Raw genomic sequence first — 19,656 nt, forward strand, 5'->3', positions numbered from 1 at the left:
GCGCTCCTTGTTCTCTCTTCAACTAAACGGCGTGGATAAAATAATGTTATTTTCATTTTTTGCACGCGCGTGCAAATTAACTGCACTCAAAGTTAACGATTCAACATGTCACTTACATGAAGCAAAGGTGAAGGTTTTTATTGTGCGGGGGAATAAAAAACGGGAACCGACAGGTTCCCGTTTAGCAAGTAAAGCCGTCATTTACTGATTGCTAGGTAGTTCAGGCAAATGCGTACCCGCATTGTGAGGGAATAGCTTGTATTCACCGTGGTATTTCACAATCGACTTGTAATCGGTCACTTTGTACAGCAGCATGCCCTGTGCATATGCAAGATCAACCAGCGCACGTGCATCGCCACGAACAAACAAAGATAGCGGTTTGACTAGCTCCCCGGCCTCATCGAACGCCGCTGCATACTGGGTAGAACAGACAACTAGCGACGCCTGGCCATCAGTATGGTGGGTCACTTTGCGGTTCACTTCATACTCAGTGGTTACCAGCCAGTCTTTCTCTTTCAGTTGCTCATAAAGCGCTTGTAGCTGGCCATTTTGCAAGCTATTGGCATTTAACGTACCCGTTAAATCGCCATCGCGAGGAATACCCTCGTAACAAGATTTAATCTGCTCAAACTGACTCTTCAACTGGGCATTTTTGCCCATACTGCGCGCCTGTTTCTGCCAATCAATCAACGTTTTGCCGACCACATGGTCATAACGCTGCTGCTTGATGACCTTGGTCACCCAAGCATTGAGGTACAAAGTCTCACTGACTGGGTTCTTAGGCGTTTTCCCAGCCTGCTGTGAGTCAGAGAGCTCTTGTAGACCTTGTGATACAACCTTATAAATTTCTTGATAAAACGTAGCCATTGATAACCTTTATGCTTCTCGTGAAAGGAACCAATAAAACAAGGCAGAAAGCAATGCACAGGCAGCCATTGTCAATGCCATTGGCCAAGGCGTGTTATTGTGCATCAATGCCACCAGCCCGCCCACGACGGTACCGGTACCAAAACGCAAGGTGCCCGCCAACGATGATGCCGTACCCGCCATATGAGGATAGCGCGCAAGCAAGCATGCCATGGTATTACTGCCGATAATTGAGATGGTTCCGACAAATAGCATGACAGGGATCACTACCCCCCACAAGCCCAAGCCAAGCAGCTGGCCACAAACCAAGCCAATACCGGCGATTAACTGTACAGTCAGGCCAAAACGTAGCATCCAATGTGAACCTAGCTTTTTCACCATACGACCATTGATACTGGTCATCATAATCAAGCAGACAACATTCAGGCCAAACAATAGGCCGAAGTACTGCGTGCTCACATGGTAGATATCAATGTAGACGAATGAGCCAACGGTCAAGAAAGTGAACATACCGGCAAAAGAGAAACCGCTGCTGAATACCAAGCCAACCGCCACCGGCGTAGTCAGCATCTTTGCATAGTTACGTAACGTCGAGCCAAGGTGGAACGGCAGGCGTTTCTCTTTCGGCAAAGTCTCCGGGATCCTGATAACGACAGCCAAGCCAATGATAACGGCAAATAGAGCCAGCACCCAGAAAATCGATCGCCAGCCAAACCAGACTGCAAGAAAGCCACCCAGCATCGGCGCAATCAAAGGCGCCACTGTCATTACCAGGGTAATAAAAGACATCATCCGGGCGAAGTCTTCGCGCTCGAACATGTCGCGCACCAAAGCCTGAATGATCACTGCGGCCGCAGCGCCAGCAAAGCCCTGAGCTGCCCGGATCCAAGTCAGCTCAATAATGTCACCCGAGACCGCACAGAAAACAGCCGCAATGGCAAACAAAATAATACCGACAATCAAAACCGGTTTTCGGCCATAGCTGTCAGCGAGCGGGCCGTGAATTAACTGACCGATAGCAAAGCCGGCAGTATAGGCAGTCAGCGTTGCCTGCACCAAACCGGGGTTGACCATCAAATCCTTGGCGATGGTTGGCATCGCCGGAAGATACATATCAATGGCCAGTGGTGTCAGCGCACCGATTGCCCCCAATATAATAATGAGCTGTATACTTAGTTTCTGGCTGTCTGTCGCAGTCATGTGTTCTCTGTTGTGCTGGAAAAAGTCAAAGACTTGTATTGTACGATGAATTGGCTGGGTACACTCTTTCCCTCTAGGAAATAGTGCGTTTCTACCATGTCATATTAGTTGAAAGTAAAAAACAGGAGGATTGCATAAAATGAAGAAGGATTGCTAGCACAATCCCTCTTGTAGGTCGCCATTAGATTACATCGCTGTGCTTACAGCTACTTAGTGAATGACGCCACTTCTTCAGGCGTCAGCGGGCGGTATTCTCCCGGTGCCAAATCTTCATCAAGCTCAACACTGCCGATTTCCTCACGGTGCAAGGCTTCAACCTTGTTACCTACCGCAGCAAACATACGTTTGACCTGATGGTATTTCCCCTCAGAAATAGTGATCAGCGCTGCTTTCTCGTCAAGGATTTCCAACTTCGCTGGACGAGTGAGGTCTTTCTCACCGCGCAACTGTACACCTTCAGCAAACTGCTCAATGGTTTCAGGCGCAATTGGATCTGCGGTTTCTACGTAGTAAACCTTTTCGCAGACATGGCGCGGTGAGGTAATACGGTGTGACCACTGGCCATCGTCCGTTAGTAGCACCAAGCCCGTGGTATCGCCGTCAAGACGGCCTGCAACATGAAGTTTTTCCGGGCTAACTACATCCAGCAGGATAAATACTGTTGGATTAAAATCATCAACATGCGAACACACATAGCCTGATGGCTTGTTCAGCATGAAGTAACGCGGACCATCAAAACGTAACGTACGGCCATTGAACTCAACGTCGCAGTCATCGGTCACTTTCTGGGAACCGTTCTTAACAATTTCGCCGTTAACTTCAATTTGTTTGTTTTTTAATAGCTTACCGGCTTCTTTACGGGTAATTCCAAGTGTAGTGCTAAGAAACTTATCAAGCCTCATGGTTGGCTCCAGATGGTACAAAAGCGCGTATCATACCAAGTCTCGTCGGCTTGGGCATTATCCCAGTCTTGTTATGGGCTAAAATAGAAGCAACTGAACCAAGAAACCACGAAGAATCCCCTTTGTGAAACACAATCATCCTAAAAGTTCAGTGCAATATCGTAGAACGTAACTAACCTCAAAGTCTCAAACATTTTTCGATGTATCTTTAAAATTCACTAGACGTATTCAGGCAATAGTTACGTATAACAAGTATCATCTACGCATTGGTTATACCGACTAACTGTGAAGGTTACGATATGAACATCTCACTTGTTGCGCCAAGTATTTCATCTATGGACATGCTTCTAACATTGGTTGAGGAGCTATTTGACTATGAGGTACTTCCTAAAAAGAAAGAACATACCCAACAGGCTATTCACCACCTGCTGACCAACCCCGAGCTGGGTCAAGCTTGGTTTATCGAAGTGGATAACAATGGCGAAAAGCTAATTGCTGGACACATTATCATTAGTTACAGCTTTAGTTTGGAGCATGGTGGACGTGTTGGCTTAATCGACCAATTCTACCTCAAGCCGGAATGGCGACAGCAAGGGATAGGCACTGCACTCATACCACAAGTCGAAGCGCATGCGGCCTCAGCTGGCGTTCACGCCCTGTCGCTCGAAGTGAATATCGGCAACAAGGGGGCGCGTAAGTTCTACGAAACACATGAATTCGTACCGCGCCGCCAGTTCTGCATGATGACCAAAGTCATCGAGCCTGAAGAAGTACCGTTGAACATCGCGTCTTAATCCGCTCCTTTATTATATCGACACCCGCTGACACACAGTTGTCAGTGGGTGTTTTCATTTTGAATCCCTACCTGTACACTTACACAGTACTTCATCATTTCTGGCTTTTTCACCTTTATGTATACGCTTCGCCCATACCAGCAAGACAGTGTCAACGCGACTATCCATTACTTCAGAAAGAACACCACGCCAGCCGTGCTTGCCCTGCCAACCGGGGCTGGCAAAAGCTTAGTGGTGGCAGAGCTTGCCCGAATTGCCCGTGGCCGCGTACTGGTGCTGACCCATGTCAAAGAGCTGGTCGAGCAAAACCATGGCAAATACGAGAGCTATGGCCTAAAAGCCTCTATCTTTTCTGCTGGCCTCGGGCGAAAAGAAACTGACAAACAGGTCGTCTTTGCTTCTGTGCAATCTATGGTGAATAGCCTTGACCAGTTCGCCAATGAATTTTCTCTGCTGGTTATCGATGAATGCCACCGCGTTCCCGATGATGAAAACAGTGCTTACCGCCGGGTAATTTCACATGTTCAAAAAATCAATCCCGGCATTAAGATCCTTGGCCTTACCGCCACGCCTTATCGTTTGGGAATGGGCTGGATTTACAAATACCACACACGTGGCCAAGTCCGCACTGAACAGGAACGTTTCTTCAGGGACTGTATTTTCGAGCTTCCAATCCGCTACTTGCTCGATGAAGGCTTTTTGACCGAGCCGAAAATGATGGACATGGCAGTCATGGGCTATGACTTTTCGCAGCTGAAACCGGGCAATAACGGCCGTTACAAAGAGGCCGATCTCGACAGTGTGATTGAACAATCTGGCCGTGCGACACCGATGATCATCGACCAAGTGATTGACTATGCCAAAGACCGCCGAGGAGTCATGATTTTTGCCTCCACCGTCAATCATGCCAAAGAAATCCTGGGCTACCTTGAAGGTGAAAATGCTGCCTTGGTCATCGGCGATACGCCGCTGGACGAGCGCGACCGTATTATCGATCAGTTCAAAAAACAGGAAATCAAATATCTGGTCAATGTGTCAGTACTAACCACCGGTTTTGACGCCCCGCATGTCGACCTTATTGCCATTCTGCGCCCGACAGAATCCATCAGCCTTTACCAGCAGATTGTTGGTCGTGGACTACGCTTGTCCGAAGGCAAGAATGACTGTTTGGTACTGGAGTATGCGGGCAACTGCTATGACTTATACCAACCAGAGGTTGGCGATCCCAAGCCGAATAGCGACAGCGAAGTGATTATGGTGCCCTGCCCTGCATGCGGCTTCAAAAATAGCTTCTGGGGAAAACTCGATCCTGCTGGCTTCCTGATTGAACACTACGGCCGCCGCTGCCAAGGTTATTTCGAAGACGATGATACCGGCGAACGCGAAGAGTGCGGCTACCGTTTCCGGGCCAAGTACTGCGAAGAATGCGGCGCGGATAACGACATTGCGGCAAGGCGCTGCAATGTCTGTGATGCCGTCATGGTTGATCCGGACAAAAAGCTACGCGATGCACTCAAACTCAAAGATGCCATGATCATGAACTGCCATGACTTGCGCCTTGAGCCAGGCAAAAACAAGTTTGGCAAGCCACAGCTTAAAGTGATTTATATCAGTGACGAAGGAGCCGAAATCAGCGAAGTCTGGCCGCTATCGACCAAGGGGCAGAAAGACAATTTCATGAAGAAGTTTGTCAACCCACACCTTGCCGATCGCCACCGCCCATTCACTGATACCGCGCCGACTAAAGTGGCCAACAATGAACATCGCTTCCGGCCGCCGGAGATAGTAATCGCCCGCAAGAGCGGACGCTTTTGGGCAATTCGCGACAAGCTGTTCGATTTGGATCAATACCAAAAAGACTAGTCCTCGACGTTGATTGACAATAAAAAAGCCGCACCTCAGCAAACTGAGTGCGGCTTTATTTAATCTAGTTGCTTAGATTAGAAAGCGTAATCTAGGTTAATACCCCAGTTACGACCAGGCTGGGTACGACGATCTAGGCCTTGCGTCGATGCTGTTGCACCTTCTAGGTCTTGATACTGCCAATACTTCTCATCAAAGGCATTGAACAAGCCAGCACGTACCGTTAGGTCTTGAGTTGGACGGTAGTAACCGGTCAAGTCAACAACGGTGTAGCTTGGCGCTTCCACATTGTCAGCCGTTTCCCACTCATCTTTTGCCGCAACGGCAGTTACGGTTAGCGCCGAACCCCAGTTTTCTGAAGGAGCATCATAACCAACGCCTACAACCGTGGTAAATGGTGCGATTGTATCTAGCGTTTCGCCAGTTTCACGATCTTCACCGTCAAGGTATGCCATAGACAGGCGCGCATAGGTTCCCATAGGAGCACCGAACGCCTCATCTAACCATAGGCTACTCTTGAACTCAGAGCCGTAGATACGAGCTTTGCCAATGTTTTCATTTCGAGTGACTTCTACGCTGCCATCCATGGTCGTCTTGCTTGAGATGAAGTTCTTGTAGTCGTTATAGAATACTGCCAACTCCACTGAGCCTAGGCGGTTATTGGCACGAACACCCACTTCGTAAGACTGGCTCTCCTCCGGTTTCAAATCCGGGTTGGCCTCGATGCGGTAGCCGAACATCGTATTGTCTTTGTCGTAATACATCTCGTAGATGCTTGGCGAGCGGAAACCTTCGCTGTACTGGGCGTAAGTACTTAGGTTGTTGTTCCAGTGGTACACAGCACCCAAGCGTGAGGTTAGCGCATCGCTTTCGTGTTTTGATAGGCCAGAGCTGCTGTCAGGTGTTGCCTTGTAATCATCGTAACGAAGGCCTGCCGTGACAACCATGCGGTCATCCATGAAGAACATTTGGTCTTGTACGAAAATGGCACGCTTCTCTGATTCAGAGCTTGGTACTTCTTCACTACCTGGTGTGCTAGCACCAGTATCCAAATTGTAGTCAGTGTAAGACAACTTAAACTTATCGTCTGTTGCCGACACACCGTATGTCAGTTCATGGCGGCTGGTTGCAAGCTCTATCGCTTTTTGCATCTGCAAATCGAACTGCAAGCTCTCATCCTTACCAGAGCGGGCACGGTTACGGTTACCTTTTGCTTCGGTATGATCGAAACTGTTGTGGTCGGTTTCACTTTCAGTCCAGTTCAGGCTCCACTCTAGGGTGTCAAATGCCGCTAAATCAGCTTGCCACTCATGTTCAAAACCAAGGCGGTAGCGGTCGTCTTTGTCTTCACCACGAACATTGGTGTAGATATAACCAGGCATACCTCCGTCACGGCCTTCACCAGAAAGGATGTTGCCGTTGGCGTCTCGGGTGTAGAACTCACCGGTTACACCCACGCGGTGTGCATCGTTAATTTGGTAGAAAGCTTTTGCCAATACATTGTGAGATTCAATTTTGTAAGGGTCTGCCGCACCACGGTCAGGACCTAAAATATCAGCACCGTCACCATGCGTTTCTGTTTCATTACCATCGCGATAGGTATAAATCACCATGGTTTCAAGATCGCCAGTACGGTTCGCCACCTCGACAGTTGCTTTGTATTGATCGCTTGCACTCGCATAACCCGTTTTCAGCGCGACGTGAGTATCATCACCCGCTTCAAGGAGATCTTCTGGGTTCTTGGTGCGCATCAGAACGGTACCACCCAAAGCATCACTACCATAAAGCGTAGAAGTTGGTCCTTTGTTTACTTCAATCGCCGTCAGGGTATCAACTTCAAAGGTATTTGAATTCTTTCGCATTACATCAGCGCCAGGATTGTAAGATGATGGTTGCTCTACCCCGTCAACCAACACTTTCACTCGGCTACCACTCATGCCACGAACGGTGAAATCTTCCATGCCAAAGCGGCCTTGGCCATTAACCTGCACGCCAGGTTCATACTTCAGTGCTTCTTTAACATCAGTCGACAAGTTTTGTTCGATATCTTCTGAAGAAACTTTAGACACTGATGACGGAATGTTTTTGATGCTTTGTTCAGAACGCGTACCTGAAACAACCACTTCGTCAAATACTGAAAACTCTTCTTGGGCGTGTAGTGAAGGTGAAAGTGCAAGCACCACTGAACTTGCAACTAAAGTAAGCTTGTAACTCATATTCCCTGCTTATTGATATTTTAATTGGTAACGAAACTGGCAAGGATTATTACAAATACAAACGAGAATTACTATCATTATCATATATATTTTTCTTTTTAATGAGATCTTTACTCAAATTTTCTCCAGCATTGAGCAATGCAACCTTTCTATTCGTACTTCTTCTCTTTCATAGAAGCTGCCGGGCTTTTATACTAGGCAGCGCCTTTTCGTTCCAATTGCCTAATTTTTAAGTCTTTGAATAAAAGGTGAGATTTTTTTACTTGCCGCACAATGGGAACGCTGCTAATATTCGCGCTCGTTTTTACGACATTGAGTAAGGTCGCATTACTCAGTGAATTTAATTGAAAGAGTATTTAAGATGAAATTTGAAGCAGTAGTACGTACTGACCTAGGTAAAGGTGCGAGCCGCCGCCTACGTCACGCAGGTAAGTTCCCAGCAATCGTTTACGGTGGCGAAGCAGCTCCTGTATCTATCGAGCTAAACCACGACGAAGTGATCAACCAAATGGACAAGCCTGAGTTCTACGAAGGTATCGTTCTAGTGATCGACGGTCAAGAAGTTGCTGTTAAGCCTCAAGACATCCAGCGTCACGCGTTCAAGCCAAAAGTTGAGCACATGGACTTCAAACGCGCTTAATCGCCGTTGATTCATACTCAATAATAAAAAGCGCCTTTATGGCGCTTTTTTTGTACCTGACGATCTACATTGCAAAAAAATGACTGATGATAAATCAACAGCCATTTCCTCAAACTAACCAATAACAATGTTACTTATTCATGCCTCAGCGCTTCTATTGGATCGAGCTGAGACGCTTTGTAAGCGGGGTAAAACCCAAACCCTACCCCAATCATGGCGGTCGCCGTAATACTTACCACGATAATCATAGGTGATACCACCATCTGCCAGCCTAAGCCATGCTGAAGCACCAATACAGCAAGCAATGACAATACAATACCTATAAAGGCGCCAAGCAAACACAACACCACACTCTCTATCAAAAACTGGGTGAGAATATGCTTAGGCTTCGCCCCTACCGCCATACGTAAACCGATCTCTCGTGTTCGCTCTGTGACGCTCACCAGCATGATGTTCATTACCCCTATGCCACCTACTAGCAAGGAAACAGCAGCTACCCCAGAGAGCAGTAAGGAGAATACCTTATTAGCTTCCGCCCGCGTTTGCAGCATCGCCGTCAGGTTCATAATGGTAAACGGGCTTGGCAGATGCGAGGCGACACGGTGTTTTTGCAAGAGCAATCTCTCCACCTCTTCCGCCACCATGTCCATGTCTCTCTCATCCTCGACCGACAATGTGATTCGGCTTACCCGGTTAGCGTTATTGTCATTACGGCCAATCACCCGCCGGTTAGCCGTAGTCAGCGGCAGAATAATCAAATCATCCTGGTCTTGGCCTCGTATGTCCTGCCCTTTTTCTGCCAAGATACCAATAATCCGTAGCGGTACCTTATTGATACGTATCACTTCATCAAGCGCATAATCAACGCTATCGAACAACTCTTTGGCAACCGTTCTGCCAATCAGTGCCACCTTGGCGTTGCGGCGCAGATCTTCATCGCTAAAGGCTCTGCCCTGTGATACTTCCCAGTTACTGGCCGTCAAGTAATCTGCGTTAGTACCTTGGATTGAGGTATTCCAGTTCTGGTTGCCAAATACCACCTGTGCCTGCCCCTGTACATTTGCACCCGCTGCAGTAATTTCAGGTATTTCCGCCTTGATTTGCGTAACATCAGACATCGATAGCCTGTTCGTTGCACCAGCGGCAGACGACGCGCCACCGCTACGGATAGCACCAGCTCGAACCATCAACAAATTGGTACCATGGCTTTCAATCTGCTTTTCAACCTCTCGCTGTGCACCTTCACCGAGAGCAAACATAATCACTACGGCACTGATACCAATAATGATACCAAGCGTGGTTAAGATAGAGCGCAGCAAGTGTGTTCTCAGCGACGTAAGCGCAGTGATCAAAGTCGTCATGCTATCGCCTCCAAGTGGTTCTGCTGATCCAAAACCAGCTTACCGTCCTTGATATGCAATATGCGATTGGCTTGGGCTGCCACCTCATTATCGTGGGTAATAATCACAATCGTCTGTCCTTGGCGGTTAAGCTCCTTGAATAACTCGACGATATCTTCACTGGTTTTACTGTCCAGTGCCCCCGTTGGCTCATCGGCGAGCAAGATATCCGGCTGGTTGATCATCGCCCTGGCTATCGCAACCCGCTGTTGCTGACCGCCTGAAAGCTGGTTGGGGTGCGATTCCAATTTATCCCCCAACCCGACGAGCTCTAAGCAGTGTTTTGCCCTGTCATTGGCATCAACCACTTTTTGCTCCCGATACATGAGTGGCATTTTGACGTTTTCCAATGCACTGGTGCGGGACAACAAGTTAAATTGCTGAAACACAAAGCCGATATGGCTCTGCCTAATTTCTGCCAGCTGGTCTTTGGACATTGAAGGCGTCGGCTTGCCGAGAATTTCGATATCACCCTGTTCTGGGGTCATCAAGCAGCCAATCACATTCATCAAAGTCGACTTGCCCGATCCTGACGGCCCGATAATCGCCACCATCTCGCCTTTATTAATCTCAAAAGTAATGTCATCCAGCACCTGAAAGCGTTCTTCCCCAATTGGAAAGCTGTGGCTCAGCGCCCGACATGCAATAGCGGCATCCATTAGCGGTTATCCCTCACCTGAGTGACGATCTGCATTCCTGAAATATCCGGGCTCAACACCGACGAATAGCTGTCATCACTGACACCGAATTCCGCGTGAATAACTTCAAGCTCGCCGTTGTTGAGCACAAGAAGCGGACCGACCTTAACTTCGCCATTGCGGATCCTTCGTTGCAATTCACGTTGCTCTTTGGTCAGTATTGAAGACAAGACTTTCTGCATCTGCTGGCGCTGCTGCCTCATCGCGGTATTCGACGTCCCGCCCTGCGCAGACGGCGCCGATGGCAGTGCCTGTTTCAACGCCTGCTTTTGTTCATCAGTCAAATTGAGGTGAGCAAAGCGGGAGAGGATATCCCCCCGACCTCCTTGTTGCTGGCTGCTCGGAGCATACCGGCTAGCAGCACGGACAGCTGCATTGCTGACTCTTTGCGCATCTCGAATGCTGTCGATGGAAATATCCAGGTTGGCGGTCATCCCAGGTAACAAGCTATTGCTCGGGTTTCGGGCTGAGACAATGACGATATAGCTGATCACGCCGCTGTTATCTTGCGGTGCCTTACGGATCTGACTTACCTTGCCATTGAACTGGCGGTCTGGGTAGGCATCGACAGAAAATTGAACACTCTGTTCCAGTTGCACCAAACCAATATCGGACTCATCGATAAATGCTTCAATTTCCATATCAGAGAGATCTTTTGCCAAGGTAAATAGCTCCGGAGTGTTATAACTCGAAGCAACGGTTTGCCCGGCCTCAACCGTCCTATTAATCACAAAGCCAGAGATTGGCGCAACAATTCGAGTCCGGTCCAAATCAATCTGAGCCTGCTTTAGACTTGCTTCATTGGCTGCATGGGTTGCTCTGAGAATAGATAGCTGGGAAATACTTTGCTCCCAGTCTAATTTGCTCATCTGGGAGTTGGTTTCAATCACATCAAGCGCATCTTCAGAGATACTTTTGTTCTTGTAGAGAGTGCGAGACCGAGCCAGCTCCCTCACCGAACGCTGGTAATTCAACTTTGCGCGTTCAATCATCAGCTTCTGCGCCTCGATATCAGCCGCACTTTTATCCCTGAGCGCCTGGGTCTGGGCAACCTTAGCAGCAAAGTATTCTGGATCAATTTCAGCCAAAAGCTGCCCTTCTTCAACTGGATCGTTGAAATCAGCATGGATCTTTATGATCTGCCCTGATAGCTGTGCACCGACCACGACATCGTTAACCGCCGTTAACGAACCCGTGGCACTGACGTGGTTGCTCACATTGCCAATAGTCACTTGCTCGGTGCGAAAAGTTTGGGCAGAAGTCTTATTCGAGCTGAAACTATCTGGCGTGAGTGAATAGAAAGAGATCGCACCAACAGTGGCCAATGCGACAATCGATAAGGCAATTTTGGATCGCTTGGTTTTCATCAAGAAAGGTCCCAATATTTATTATTCTATTGAAAACCTTAACAACTGTATGTGGATAGGAGAACGGGATTTACAGTGTTTTACTCACCACTAAAAAACAGAAACAATTTACCTGGCGAATGAATAATATATGTAAAGCCAATGGCCAAACATATCAGAATAGTTCCTGCTGCGGAGAGGCATCACTACCTGAGTCATCTTGCCGATTTTGCTGCGCTTTGGCTCGCATGACTCGCTGGTAACGTTGCTTGCAAAGCCTGATGACATTGCGCTTTTGCTCATTGGTAAGTTTTTGCCAATGAAAACGCTCATCCCGGCTACGGAAGCAACCTTTGCAATAACCACGGTTATTCGCCTGGCAAACCCCAACGCATGGGCTGGGAACCATAAAAAAATCGAGTTGTTCCAATTCCCCTCCCACTGCATCTAAGTGACTATCTATTAATGATAATAACCCTAGATAAGCTTATTACCCAATATTAGAAAAGAAGAATTTTCTCACTCAGAATGAATGCCCATTCACGAGCTTGTACTTTTGTTGATAATTTTGCTAGTCTTTTGTGGTTATCAGGATCGATAGCATCATCTTATGTGCAGTCATTTCTTCTTTTCCAGCGACTGCCGTTCAACCAGGAGGGAACCATGGATTTCTTTGTACCATCGGCAACTAGCCCGCAACAAGCAGAAGCAGTATTCAACTCAATTGCGAATCACGTTTCTGCACCAGAGCAAAACCAACGCATTTATAAGCTTGTTTGGCAGCATGAAGGTGCCGAATGTTCTTGTGAGATTGGCAAGCCGCTTCCTGAAATTTTCAGAACCGATGAAACTGTTTTGGCCATTTTCGAATGTGATGAAGTTTACAAAATCTGCACACCAAACCGTGGCGCGATCGCATTTGATCCTATCCACGCAATGAAGGGTTCTGTATCCAGCGTCGAATACTTCGGTTGATCATAAAGATCGCCTGACCGAAAAGAAAAAACCGCATCTCGATGCGGTTTTTTTACATTTATACTGTTACGCCAGCTTCGGCGAAACTTGCCATATTGTTATAGAACTCCGCAGCAGCTCTTAGTAAAGGCACGGCCAATACTGCGCCCGTCCCCTCTCCTAGCCTCAGTGATAGATCTAATAGCGGCTGGGCATCTAATTGCCCTAGTGCAATACGATGGCCAGACTCATGCGACTGATGAGCAAAAATCATATAATCCCGGCATGCTGGATCAATCTTCGTTGCCAACAATGCCGCGACACTAACAATAAAACCATCAACAAGAACAGGGGTGCGAGACTTGGCTGCCGCTAAAAACCCACCGACCATTTGAACGATCTCGAATCCGCCTAACTCAGCAAGTAGTGCCTCTGGCTCTGTTGAGTGACAACGAGCGACGCCCTGAGCCACCAGGCGTTTTTTCTTTTCAAGCTGCTGTGTTGTGACGCCTGTGCCCAAGCCAACACAGTGCTCGGCTGGCTCACCTGTCACAGCAGCCAAGAGCGCTGAAGCGCTACTGGTATTGCCAATCCCCATTTCACCAAACATGATGAGGTTGCAGCCTTGGTTAATGACACCTTCTACGACCTGCTGCCCCAAGGCCAAGCCTTGCTCAACCTGTTCCTTTGTCATAGCTGGCTCCACAGCAAAATTTGCCGTCCGATCGCCAAGGCGTTGTTTCACCAGCAATGGGGAGTCCTGCTCTACAGGTAGTAGAATACCGCAGTCGATAACCTTGATCGCAACCTCATTGGCACGGCAAAAACAATTAACCGCCGCCCCGCCAGCCAAGAAGTTCAACACCATTTGCTGGGTTACCGCGCTCGGGGCAATACTCACGCCTTCCTCTGCAATACCGTGGTCGCCGGCAAACACCAGCACCATAGGTTGCTCAATAGCAATCTTATCTACCGCCTGCGCCCTACCTTGGCTCTGGATCAGAGCTAGCTGATGAGCCACTTTTTCTAACTGGCCTAGCGCTCCCAAAGGTTTGGTTTTTTGGTCGATGCGCTGTTGGATGTCGGCGCTAAAACGGGTGTCAAACATGCTGTATCCTTGCTGTAAAATTAAAATAATCCTAACTGCGGCGCGGTAATATCATCAAAGTGTTTCCCGATGAAAGGCAAAATCCCATCGGCAACTGGCCTCAGTTGCTTATCGATATAATGCTCATAGTCAATTGGGCTTTGCTGTGCTTCGACAGGCTCAGGGCCATTGATTGTAATCACATATTCAATCCAGCCGCCGTTCTGGTATTGCAGTGGACGCCCCTGGCGCTGATTTACCTCATCGGCCATCCGCGCCGCCCTGACATGCGGGGGCACATTTTTCTGATACTCCGCCAAGTTACGGCGTAACCTCTTACGGTACACCAGCACATCATCGAATTTACCGGCTCTTGTGTCTTCCACATATTGCCTTACGTACTCTTCGACTTCTTGATCATGAAAAACGCGGTAATAAAGCGTCTGCTGGAAGCTCTGTGCCAACCGGGTCCAATCGGTACGCACGGTTTCCAGCCCCTTGTAGACCATTTCCTCTTGGCCATTATTGATCACCAAACCGGCATAGCGTTTTTTACTGCCCGTCTCCTGACCACGGATCGTCGGCATCAAGAACTTGTGGTAATGAGTTTCGTACTCCAGCTCAAGAGCTGACTCTACTTGATATTCATCCCACAAGTGCTCGGTCCACCACTTGTTGATATACGCCACCAGCTCATGACCAATCTCATCGGCTTTTTCTGCTGAATGGGCATGATTAAGCGAGACAAATGTCGAGTCGGTATCACCATATATCACCTCGTAGCCTTTCGCTTCAATCAATTCTCGGGTGGTTTTCATGATCTCGTGACCACGCATGGTAATTGAGGAAGCCAAACGATGATCAAAGAAACGGCAACCAGAAGAACCCAATACGCCATAAAAGGAATTCATGATAATTTTGATCGCCTGCGAAAAGGCTTTTTCACCATCACGCTTAGCTTGATCCCTCGCCGCCCAGAGCGATTCGATCATTTTCGGGAGGAAGTGTTTCGTCCTGTGGAAACGCCCGCCCCTAAAGCCAGCAATTGCTTGGTCATCTTCTTTACCTTCTTCCTGTAGCAAGCCTTCTACCAAGCCAAGCGGGTCAATTCGGAAGGTACGGATAATTGAAGGGTAAAGAGACTTGAAATCCAACACCAGTACCGATTCATACAAACCAGGCTTGGAGTCCATCACATAGCCACCAGGGCTGGCAATCCAGTTTTCACTGTCCAGGCTTGGCGCCACATAGCCTGCACGGTGTAGCTGAGGAAGGTACAGGTTAGTGAATGCCGCAACCGAGCCGCCGATCCTATCAAGCTCAACACCTGTCAGGCAACTCCTCTCGATAGCAAAATCGAGCAAATGGGTATGGTCAAATATCCGCGATACTAACTTACAGTCTTGTAGGTTGTACTTAGCGAGTGAGACCTTGTCTTCGCGGAACATCTGGTTAATTTCCGCCATCCGGTCGTGGACATTGTTGATATCCTTCCCTTCACCGAGTAACTCTCGTGACACTGACTCCAATGACCAAGAGCGAAAATTGTAGGTGGCCGTTTTCAAGGTATCAATACCATCCAGCACCACCCGGCCAGGAATAGAAATAAACCCTTGGTTCGGGTTCTGGGTTGATTTTCGCCAGTGTGGCGGCTGCTTGCCCCTCCCCATACGGAGCGTAATGGCATTCCACTCTGCACGTTTGAGCAGCAGGTTGAAATCGAAATCTATAACGTTCCAACCGATAATAATGTCGGGGTCATACTGAAGGAACCACGCTTCTAGGGCGAGTAATAAGTCCTTCTCTGAGCCCACCCATTGGATCCAGTCATGGTGCTCCTCGTCGCAGGACTCATCGCCGACCATAATCACTCGGCTATCTTTGTCGCTATGCAACCCAACCGAATAGAGCACCCCTTTTTCTGAGCATTCTATGTCCAATGAAACAACGGAAAGATCAGGTTTATATTCCGCCGCTTTGGCTTTGACCTGATGATACTCATCAAATCCCATCTTAGTGTTTCGCTCGCCGGTAAAAGCGATACCACCACAAATAAAGCGTTCCATCAGAAAACGGTCTGCTAAGCGGATATCAGATTCAAACGCTTCTACACCAGCAGCAGCCAGAACCTTAGGAAGCTGAAGGCTGTCTTTTATCGAATGGCAGTAACAAGCGGTCATCTCATCATGCTGGAAATTCTTTAGTGCAAGGGGCTTCCAGTCTGTCCGTATACCCGCTTTGTGGAGTTCTCCTTGAGCTATCGCTTGATCCTGTTTGCGAATAAAGCAGACCGGCTTGTCGTTACTCACCACTAGCCTGGCAGGCCCATTCTCGGTACTCACCCAAAGCACAATCTCTGTTTGGCCGCGAACATCACGGCTTTGCCTTGTTAATACAAAGCCTGTTGACTGAGTTTGCAAAAACACCTCATTTGCTTGCTGGTAAACGCTTAACCAATTTTACGTTCGATCTTATCAAATTCAGACACTATCCACTGACCAAAGTCATTGATCATAAACAACACAGCCTTTTTGGGGACTTGCTGGCCTGAAATAAGAAGAAACAAACGCTCAACCGCCACTTCATGCTGCGGGTAATATGAAAGGAACTGTTGTGCCGCTTGCTCAATGGACAATGCAAGCTGGCCTGAACGGTGAAAGACCAAAGAGTAACAAGACCAAATCATTTTTTTGGCGACTTCGCGGCAACAACCCAAATAATGAGAGACATTTCGGGTGGCCATAATTTTCTGGCGGTAATCGTTTAGCTTCTCGGCCAAGTCGTCATTCATCGCCTTGCCAATATCCCAACTCGGTTCGAAGCAACCGAAACGGCTGGAAAGGTCATCGCCATAAACACACATGCAGCAATGCTTGAACCAAAATCCCCATTTAAAGATCATGGCCAAGTCTAATACTTCTTGCTTAGACAATACTATAACCGGTATCGCCGTAACCTGTGGACATCGGCACTCTATACGGCCGACAATGCTGTTGAGTATGCTTTGTTCCGCTACCGTTAATGGCTCCGATACCACCAAAATCACATTCAGGTCAGAACTCCCTGGCACAGCCTGACAGCGAGCAGCACTACCCGCGATATAAATACTATGTAATTTTGGGAAGCACTGTTTGAGTTGGTATATCAGCTCATCGATCACTGCGCCAAAAGCTGGTTGGAATGATTGTGGACAGGCGAATGCCGGTAAAGCACGTGTCACTGGGAGCCCTCTAAAACTATTCTATCGATTTTAATTATATCAAATAATAAGCTATCAATACCTAACCATACAGCTAGTTGAGCAATAAACACTCACCATAATGACAGATAATTGTCAGTATTAAACTGTTTGGCGACAAGATAATGACCTCGTTATAAAATGTTCATAATTTCACACATTTCAATGTAAATACACATGAAACTATTATAGTATTTGCCTACTTTTTGACTTCGACTCCACATAATGAATTTAAAGAATCAATTTTTTATTTTTATTTGTATGATATTCATAGGCTTAGTTACCTTCTTTGCCTACATAAATGCGTACGCGCTAGAAAAGTCAGAAGACACGGCTAAAACATTGCTGTCATCAATAACTTCCGAAATATCTACTATTGAAAGCCAATTAACATCAATAGCAATAATGTACCCTGATTGCAGCGAAGAAAGCCGTGGTGCGCTTGAGGCAATGACACTAAACAACAGTGTCATTAAAGAAGTATTATTTATCCGGAATAATACCACTATATGCAGTGACCGCAGCACGACACTGACTAAAGAAGAAGTTGCTGACGTTGAAATTGAAAAGCTTCAACCTGGCGAGAAATACTCTATCTATCAGGTCAATAATAAAGAAAGTGGTAAAACATCAATATTCTTCATGATGTATATTGATTCTGGCTGGTATCAAATTCATTTTGATAAAAATTTCTTAGAGCTTTGGTTAAAAGAAGTCGCCAGTCATCATAATGTCTATGCCTATTTATATAATGAGCGCCGTAGATATTTATCTAACTATAAAGATATTAACAGTTCTGATTCCATATTTTATAAAACATATTGGGAGTCAAAGGACTATCCAGTAGGAATCGCTGTTGGCTATACCAAGGTATTGTTATTTAGCCTAATCATGACATTCTTACCCACCGGGATACTATTGATCATTGCGAACGCCTTTGGTGTTGCTTTACTCGCCCACTATTTCTTTTTAAACCGGGTACCGCTATATACCGAGATCCAGAAAGGAATAAATAACAGAGAGTTCTATCCTGAGTATCAACCCATTGTATCCGCTGATTCTGAGCAATGGATTGGCGCAGAGCTACTGGTTAGGTGGCTACACCCGAAAAAGAAAAAAATGATGCCAGCGGAATTTGTTCCTGCTGCCGAGCAATCAGGGCAAATCAATGCAATAACGTTGCAGCTTATAGAGCATGCAGCCCAAGACAAAGCGGCTATGTTGGCGATAGATAGACCTTTCTATCTCTCTATCAATGTCACCGCCTCGATGATCGCATCCCCCTTCTTCGTCAAGGCGGTCTCGGATATTGTTGCTCGCCACCCTATATTGCGCACCGGTATCGTTATGGAGTTCTCCGAACGCGAGAACTTTTCAAATACCGATGTGTTCCAGTTGCAAAACGGCATGCAGGCCCTTCGCGACCAAGGTATCAGGTGGGCGCTGGACGATTTTGGGACAGGGTATGCCGGGCTCTCTACTTTGCAGGCGCTGAGTTTTGACATCATAAAAATTGACCGGGCCTTCGTTGCCGCTTCAGCAACGGATGCGGTGACAAAGTCCATCCTCGGGAACATTGCCCAAATTGGCCATAACCTTCATTGCCACTTAATCGCCGAAGGTGTAGAAACCGTTGAACAAGCCGAGCATGTCAAAGCCTTAGATATCCAAAGCTGCCAAGGATTTTTATACGCTAAACCCATGCCTTTTGAGCGTTTTTTGGCTAAATTCAAAGTGCACTCTACACTTCCGGAAGAAGTTAGCCCTTCAGTTCAGGAAATTGTTGGTGTTCAGCAATAACCGTGGTAATTTTCCGTTTTTCCCAACAGAAAGATATAGCCCATGCCAAGAGCTAGTGAAGTTAAAAAAGGTTTTGTCATTGTAACCGGTGGCAAGACGTTGTTAGTGAAAGATATTGAAGTTACAACACCTGGCGGCCGTGGCGGTACAAAAATCTACAAAATGCGTTGTACCGACCTGACAACGGGTCACCGTGTCGACGAGCGCCTTAAGGCTGATGACGTGGTAGATACTGTTGAAATGACAAAGCACCCTGTTGCTTACTCATACGCTGATGGTGAAAGCATTATCTTCATGGACACAGAAAACTTCGATCAGTATACCTTCAACGCTGAAGAGATCGCTGACGAAATGCTATTCATCACTGAAGACACCCAAGGTCTGCACGTCATTCTAGTCAATGAAAAAGCTGCCGGCCTAGAGCTGCCATCTGCGGTTGAACTGGTTATCGAAGAAACTGACCCTTCAATCAAAGGGGCATCAGCCTCTGCCCGTACTAAGCCAGCCCGTTTCGCAACAGGCCTGACTGTACAGGTACCTGAGTACATCTCTACTGGTGAAAAAGTGAAAGTTAACGTTCAAGAGCGCAAGTTCATGGGTCGTGCTGATTAATCAGCAGTCACTTTTCCAATATAAAGGGAAGCCTCGAGC

General features: G+C 47.4%; 17 protein-coding genes. 6 read left to right on the plus strand and 11 right to left on the minus strand.

All coding sequences use genetic code 11. The annotated features are described in order from the left end of the window. Nucleotides 1-201: 201 nt before the first annotated feature. The 3 genes from ACXAGQ_RS27780 to rsuA all read right to left on the minus strand — a co-directional run bounded on the left by ACXAGQ_RS27780 (nucleotide 202) and on the right by rsuA (nucleotide 2,969). Entirely contained in the window at nucleotides 202-867 is a 666-nt protein-coding gene (locus ACXAGQ_RS27780; protein WP_475258333.1) for a DUF2913 family protein, read from the minus strand. 9 nt (nucleotides 868-876) lie between these two features. Beyond that, complete coding sequence (locus ACXAGQ_RS27785) at nucleotides 877-2,067, minus strand: Bcr/CflA family multidrug efflux MFS transporter (RefSeq protein WP_475258335.1); 1,191 nt, start codon at nucleotides 2,065-2,067, stop codon at nucleotides 877-879. A 206-nt stretch (nucleotides 2,068-2,273) separates the two neighbouring features. After that, the gene (gene rsuA / locus ACXAGQ_RS27790; RefSeq protein ID WP_475258337.1) at nucleotides 2,274-2,969 is read right to left on the minus strand and encodes a 16S rRNA pseudouridine(516) synthase RsuA; all 696 of its coding nucleotides are present in this window, start codon (nucleotides 2,967-2,969) and stop codon (nucleotides 2,274-2,276) included. 299 nt (nucleotides 2,970-3,268) lie between these two features. Between rsuA and ACXAGQ_RS27795 the strand changes: the two genes are divergently transcribed. Further along, nucleotides 3,269-3,763, plus strand: coding sequence for a GNAT family N-acetyltransferase (locus tag ACXAGQ_RS27795; RefSeq protein ID WP_475258339.1), 495 nt, complete (start codon nucleotides 3,269-3,271; stop codon nucleotides 3,761-3,763). A gap of 117 nt (nucleotides 3,764-3,880) precedes the next feature. Then, on the plus strand, nucleotides 3,881-5,626 hold the full coding sequence (gene radD / locus ACXAGQ_RS27800; protein ID WP_475258341.1) for a DNA repair helicase RadD: 1,746 nt from the start codon (nucleotides 3,881-3,883) through the stop codon (nucleotides 5,624-5,626). Nucleotides 5,627-5,703: 77 nt separating this feature from the next. On the opposite strand, the gene ACXAGQ_RS27805 is transcribed toward radD, so the two are convergent. Next, on the minus strand, nucleotides 5,704-7,842 hold the full coding sequence (locus ACXAGQ_RS27805) for a TonB-dependent hemoglobin/transferrin/lactoferrin family receptor (protein WP_475258343.1): 2,139 nt from the start codon (nucleotides 7,840-7,842) through the stop codon (nucleotides 5,704-5,706). A gap of 361 nt (nucleotides 7,843-8,203) precedes the next feature. Here ACXAGQ_RS27805 and rplY point away from each other — a divergent pair, with 361 nt between their 5' ends. Beyond that, nucleotides 8,204-8,482 (plus strand): 50S ribosomal protein L25, encoded by a 279-nt coding sequence (gene rplY / locus ACXAGQ_RS27810; protein WP_475258344.1) that lies wholly within the window; start codon nucleotides 8,204-8,206, stop codon nucleotides 8,480-8,482. A 134-nt stretch (nucleotides 8,483-8,616) separates the two neighbouring features. Here rplY and ACXAGQ_RS27815 read toward each other — a convergent pair whose 3' ends face one another. From ACXAGQ_RS27815 to ACXAGQ_RS27830, 4 genes are all read right to left on the minus strand, one after another. Then, the gene (locus ACXAGQ_RS27815) at nucleotides 8,617-9,843 is read right to left on the minus strand and encodes an ABC transporter permease (protein WP_475258346.1); all 1,227 of its coding nucleotides are present in this window, start codon (nucleotides 9,841-9,843) and stop codon (nucleotides 8,617-8,619) included. Then, nucleotides 9,840-10,541, minus strand: coding sequence for an ABC transporter ATP-binding protein (locus ACXAGQ_RS27820; RefSeq protein WP_475258348.1), 702 nt, complete (start codon nucleotides 10,539-10,541; stop codon nucleotides 9,840-9,842). Before ACXAGQ_RS27820 ends, ACXAGQ_RS27815 begins: the two co-directional genes overlap by 4 nt. Beyond that, nucleotides 10,541-11,947 carry an efflux RND transporter periplasmic adaptor subunit gene (locus ACXAGQ_RS27825; RefSeq protein WP_475258349.1) on the minus strand — a complete coding sequence of 469 codons (1,407 nt, stop codon included), beginning with the start codon at nucleotides 11,945-11,947 and terminating at the stop codon, nucleotides 10,541-10,543. Before ACXAGQ_RS27825 ends, ACXAGQ_RS27820 begins: the two co-directional genes overlap by 1 nt. 154 nt (nucleotides 11,948-12,101) lie before the next feature. Further along, nucleotides 12,102-12,356 (minus strand): DUF1289 domain-containing protein, encoded by a 255-nt coding sequence (locus ACXAGQ_RS27830; protein WP_475258351.1) that lies wholly within the window; start codon nucleotides 12,354-12,356, stop codon nucleotides 12,102-12,104. 233 nt (nucleotides 12,357-12,589) lie between these two features. Here ACXAGQ_RS27830 and ACXAGQ_RS27835 point away from each other — a divergent pair, with 233 nt between their 5' ends. Further along, nucleotides 12,590-12,901 (plus strand): hypothetical protein, encoded by a 312-nt coding sequence (locus tag ACXAGQ_RS27835; RefSeq protein ID WP_475258353.1) that lies wholly within the window; start codon nucleotides 12,590-12,592, stop codon nucleotides 12,899-12,901. A gap of 58 nt (nucleotides 12,902-12,959) precedes the next feature. On the opposite strand, the gene cobT is transcribed toward ACXAGQ_RS27835, so the two are convergent. From cobT to ACXAGQ_RS27850, 3 genes are read right to left on the minus strand one after another with little or no spacing between them, the layout of a single operon-like run. Continuing rightward, nucleotides 12,960-13,988: a nicotinate-nucleotide--dimethylbenzimidazole phosphoribosyltransferase gene (gene cobT, locus ACXAGQ_RS27840; protein WP_475258354.1), complete on the minus strand. Its 1,029-nt coding sequence runs from the start codon at nucleotides 13,986-13,988 to the stop codon at nucleotides 12,960-12,962. A gap of 20 nt (nucleotides 13,989-14,008) precedes the next feature. Beyond that, nucleotides 14,009-16,387: a DNA polymerase II gene (locus tag ACXAGQ_RS27845; RefSeq protein ID WP_475258372.1), complete on the minus strand. Its 2,379-nt coding sequence runs from the start codon at nucleotides 16,385-16,387 to the stop codon at nucleotides 14,009-14,011. 29 nt (nucleotides 16,388-16,416) lie between these two features. Next, nucleotides 16,417-17,187, minus strand: a complete 771-nt coding sequence (locus tag ACXAGQ_RS27850) for a nucleotidyltransferase domain-containing protein (protein ID WP_475258356.1) — start codon at nucleotides 17,185-17,187, stop codon at nucleotides 16,417-16,419. Between the two features lie 243 nt (nucleotides 17,188-17,430). On the opposite strand from ACXAGQ_RS27850, the gene ACXAGQ_RS27855 reads away from it, so the two are divergent. Further along, nucleotides 17,431-19,005: an EAL domain-containing protein gene (locus tag ACXAGQ_RS27855; RefSeq protein ID WP_475258357.1), complete on the plus strand. Its 1,575-nt coding sequence runs from the start codon at nucleotides 17,431-17,433 to the stop codon at nucleotides 19,003-19,005. Between the two features lie 42 nt (nucleotides 19,006-19,047). Continuing rightward, a complete protein-coding gene (gene efpL / locus ACXAGQ_RS27860; RefSeq protein ID WP_475258359.1) occupies nucleotides 19,048-19,617 on the plus strand; it encodes an elongation factor P-like protein EfpL in 570 nt (189 codons plus the stop codon). Nucleotides 19,618-19,656: the final 39 nt, after the last annotated feature.

This window comes from Photobacterium sp. ABD4_091, assembly GCF_056160145.1.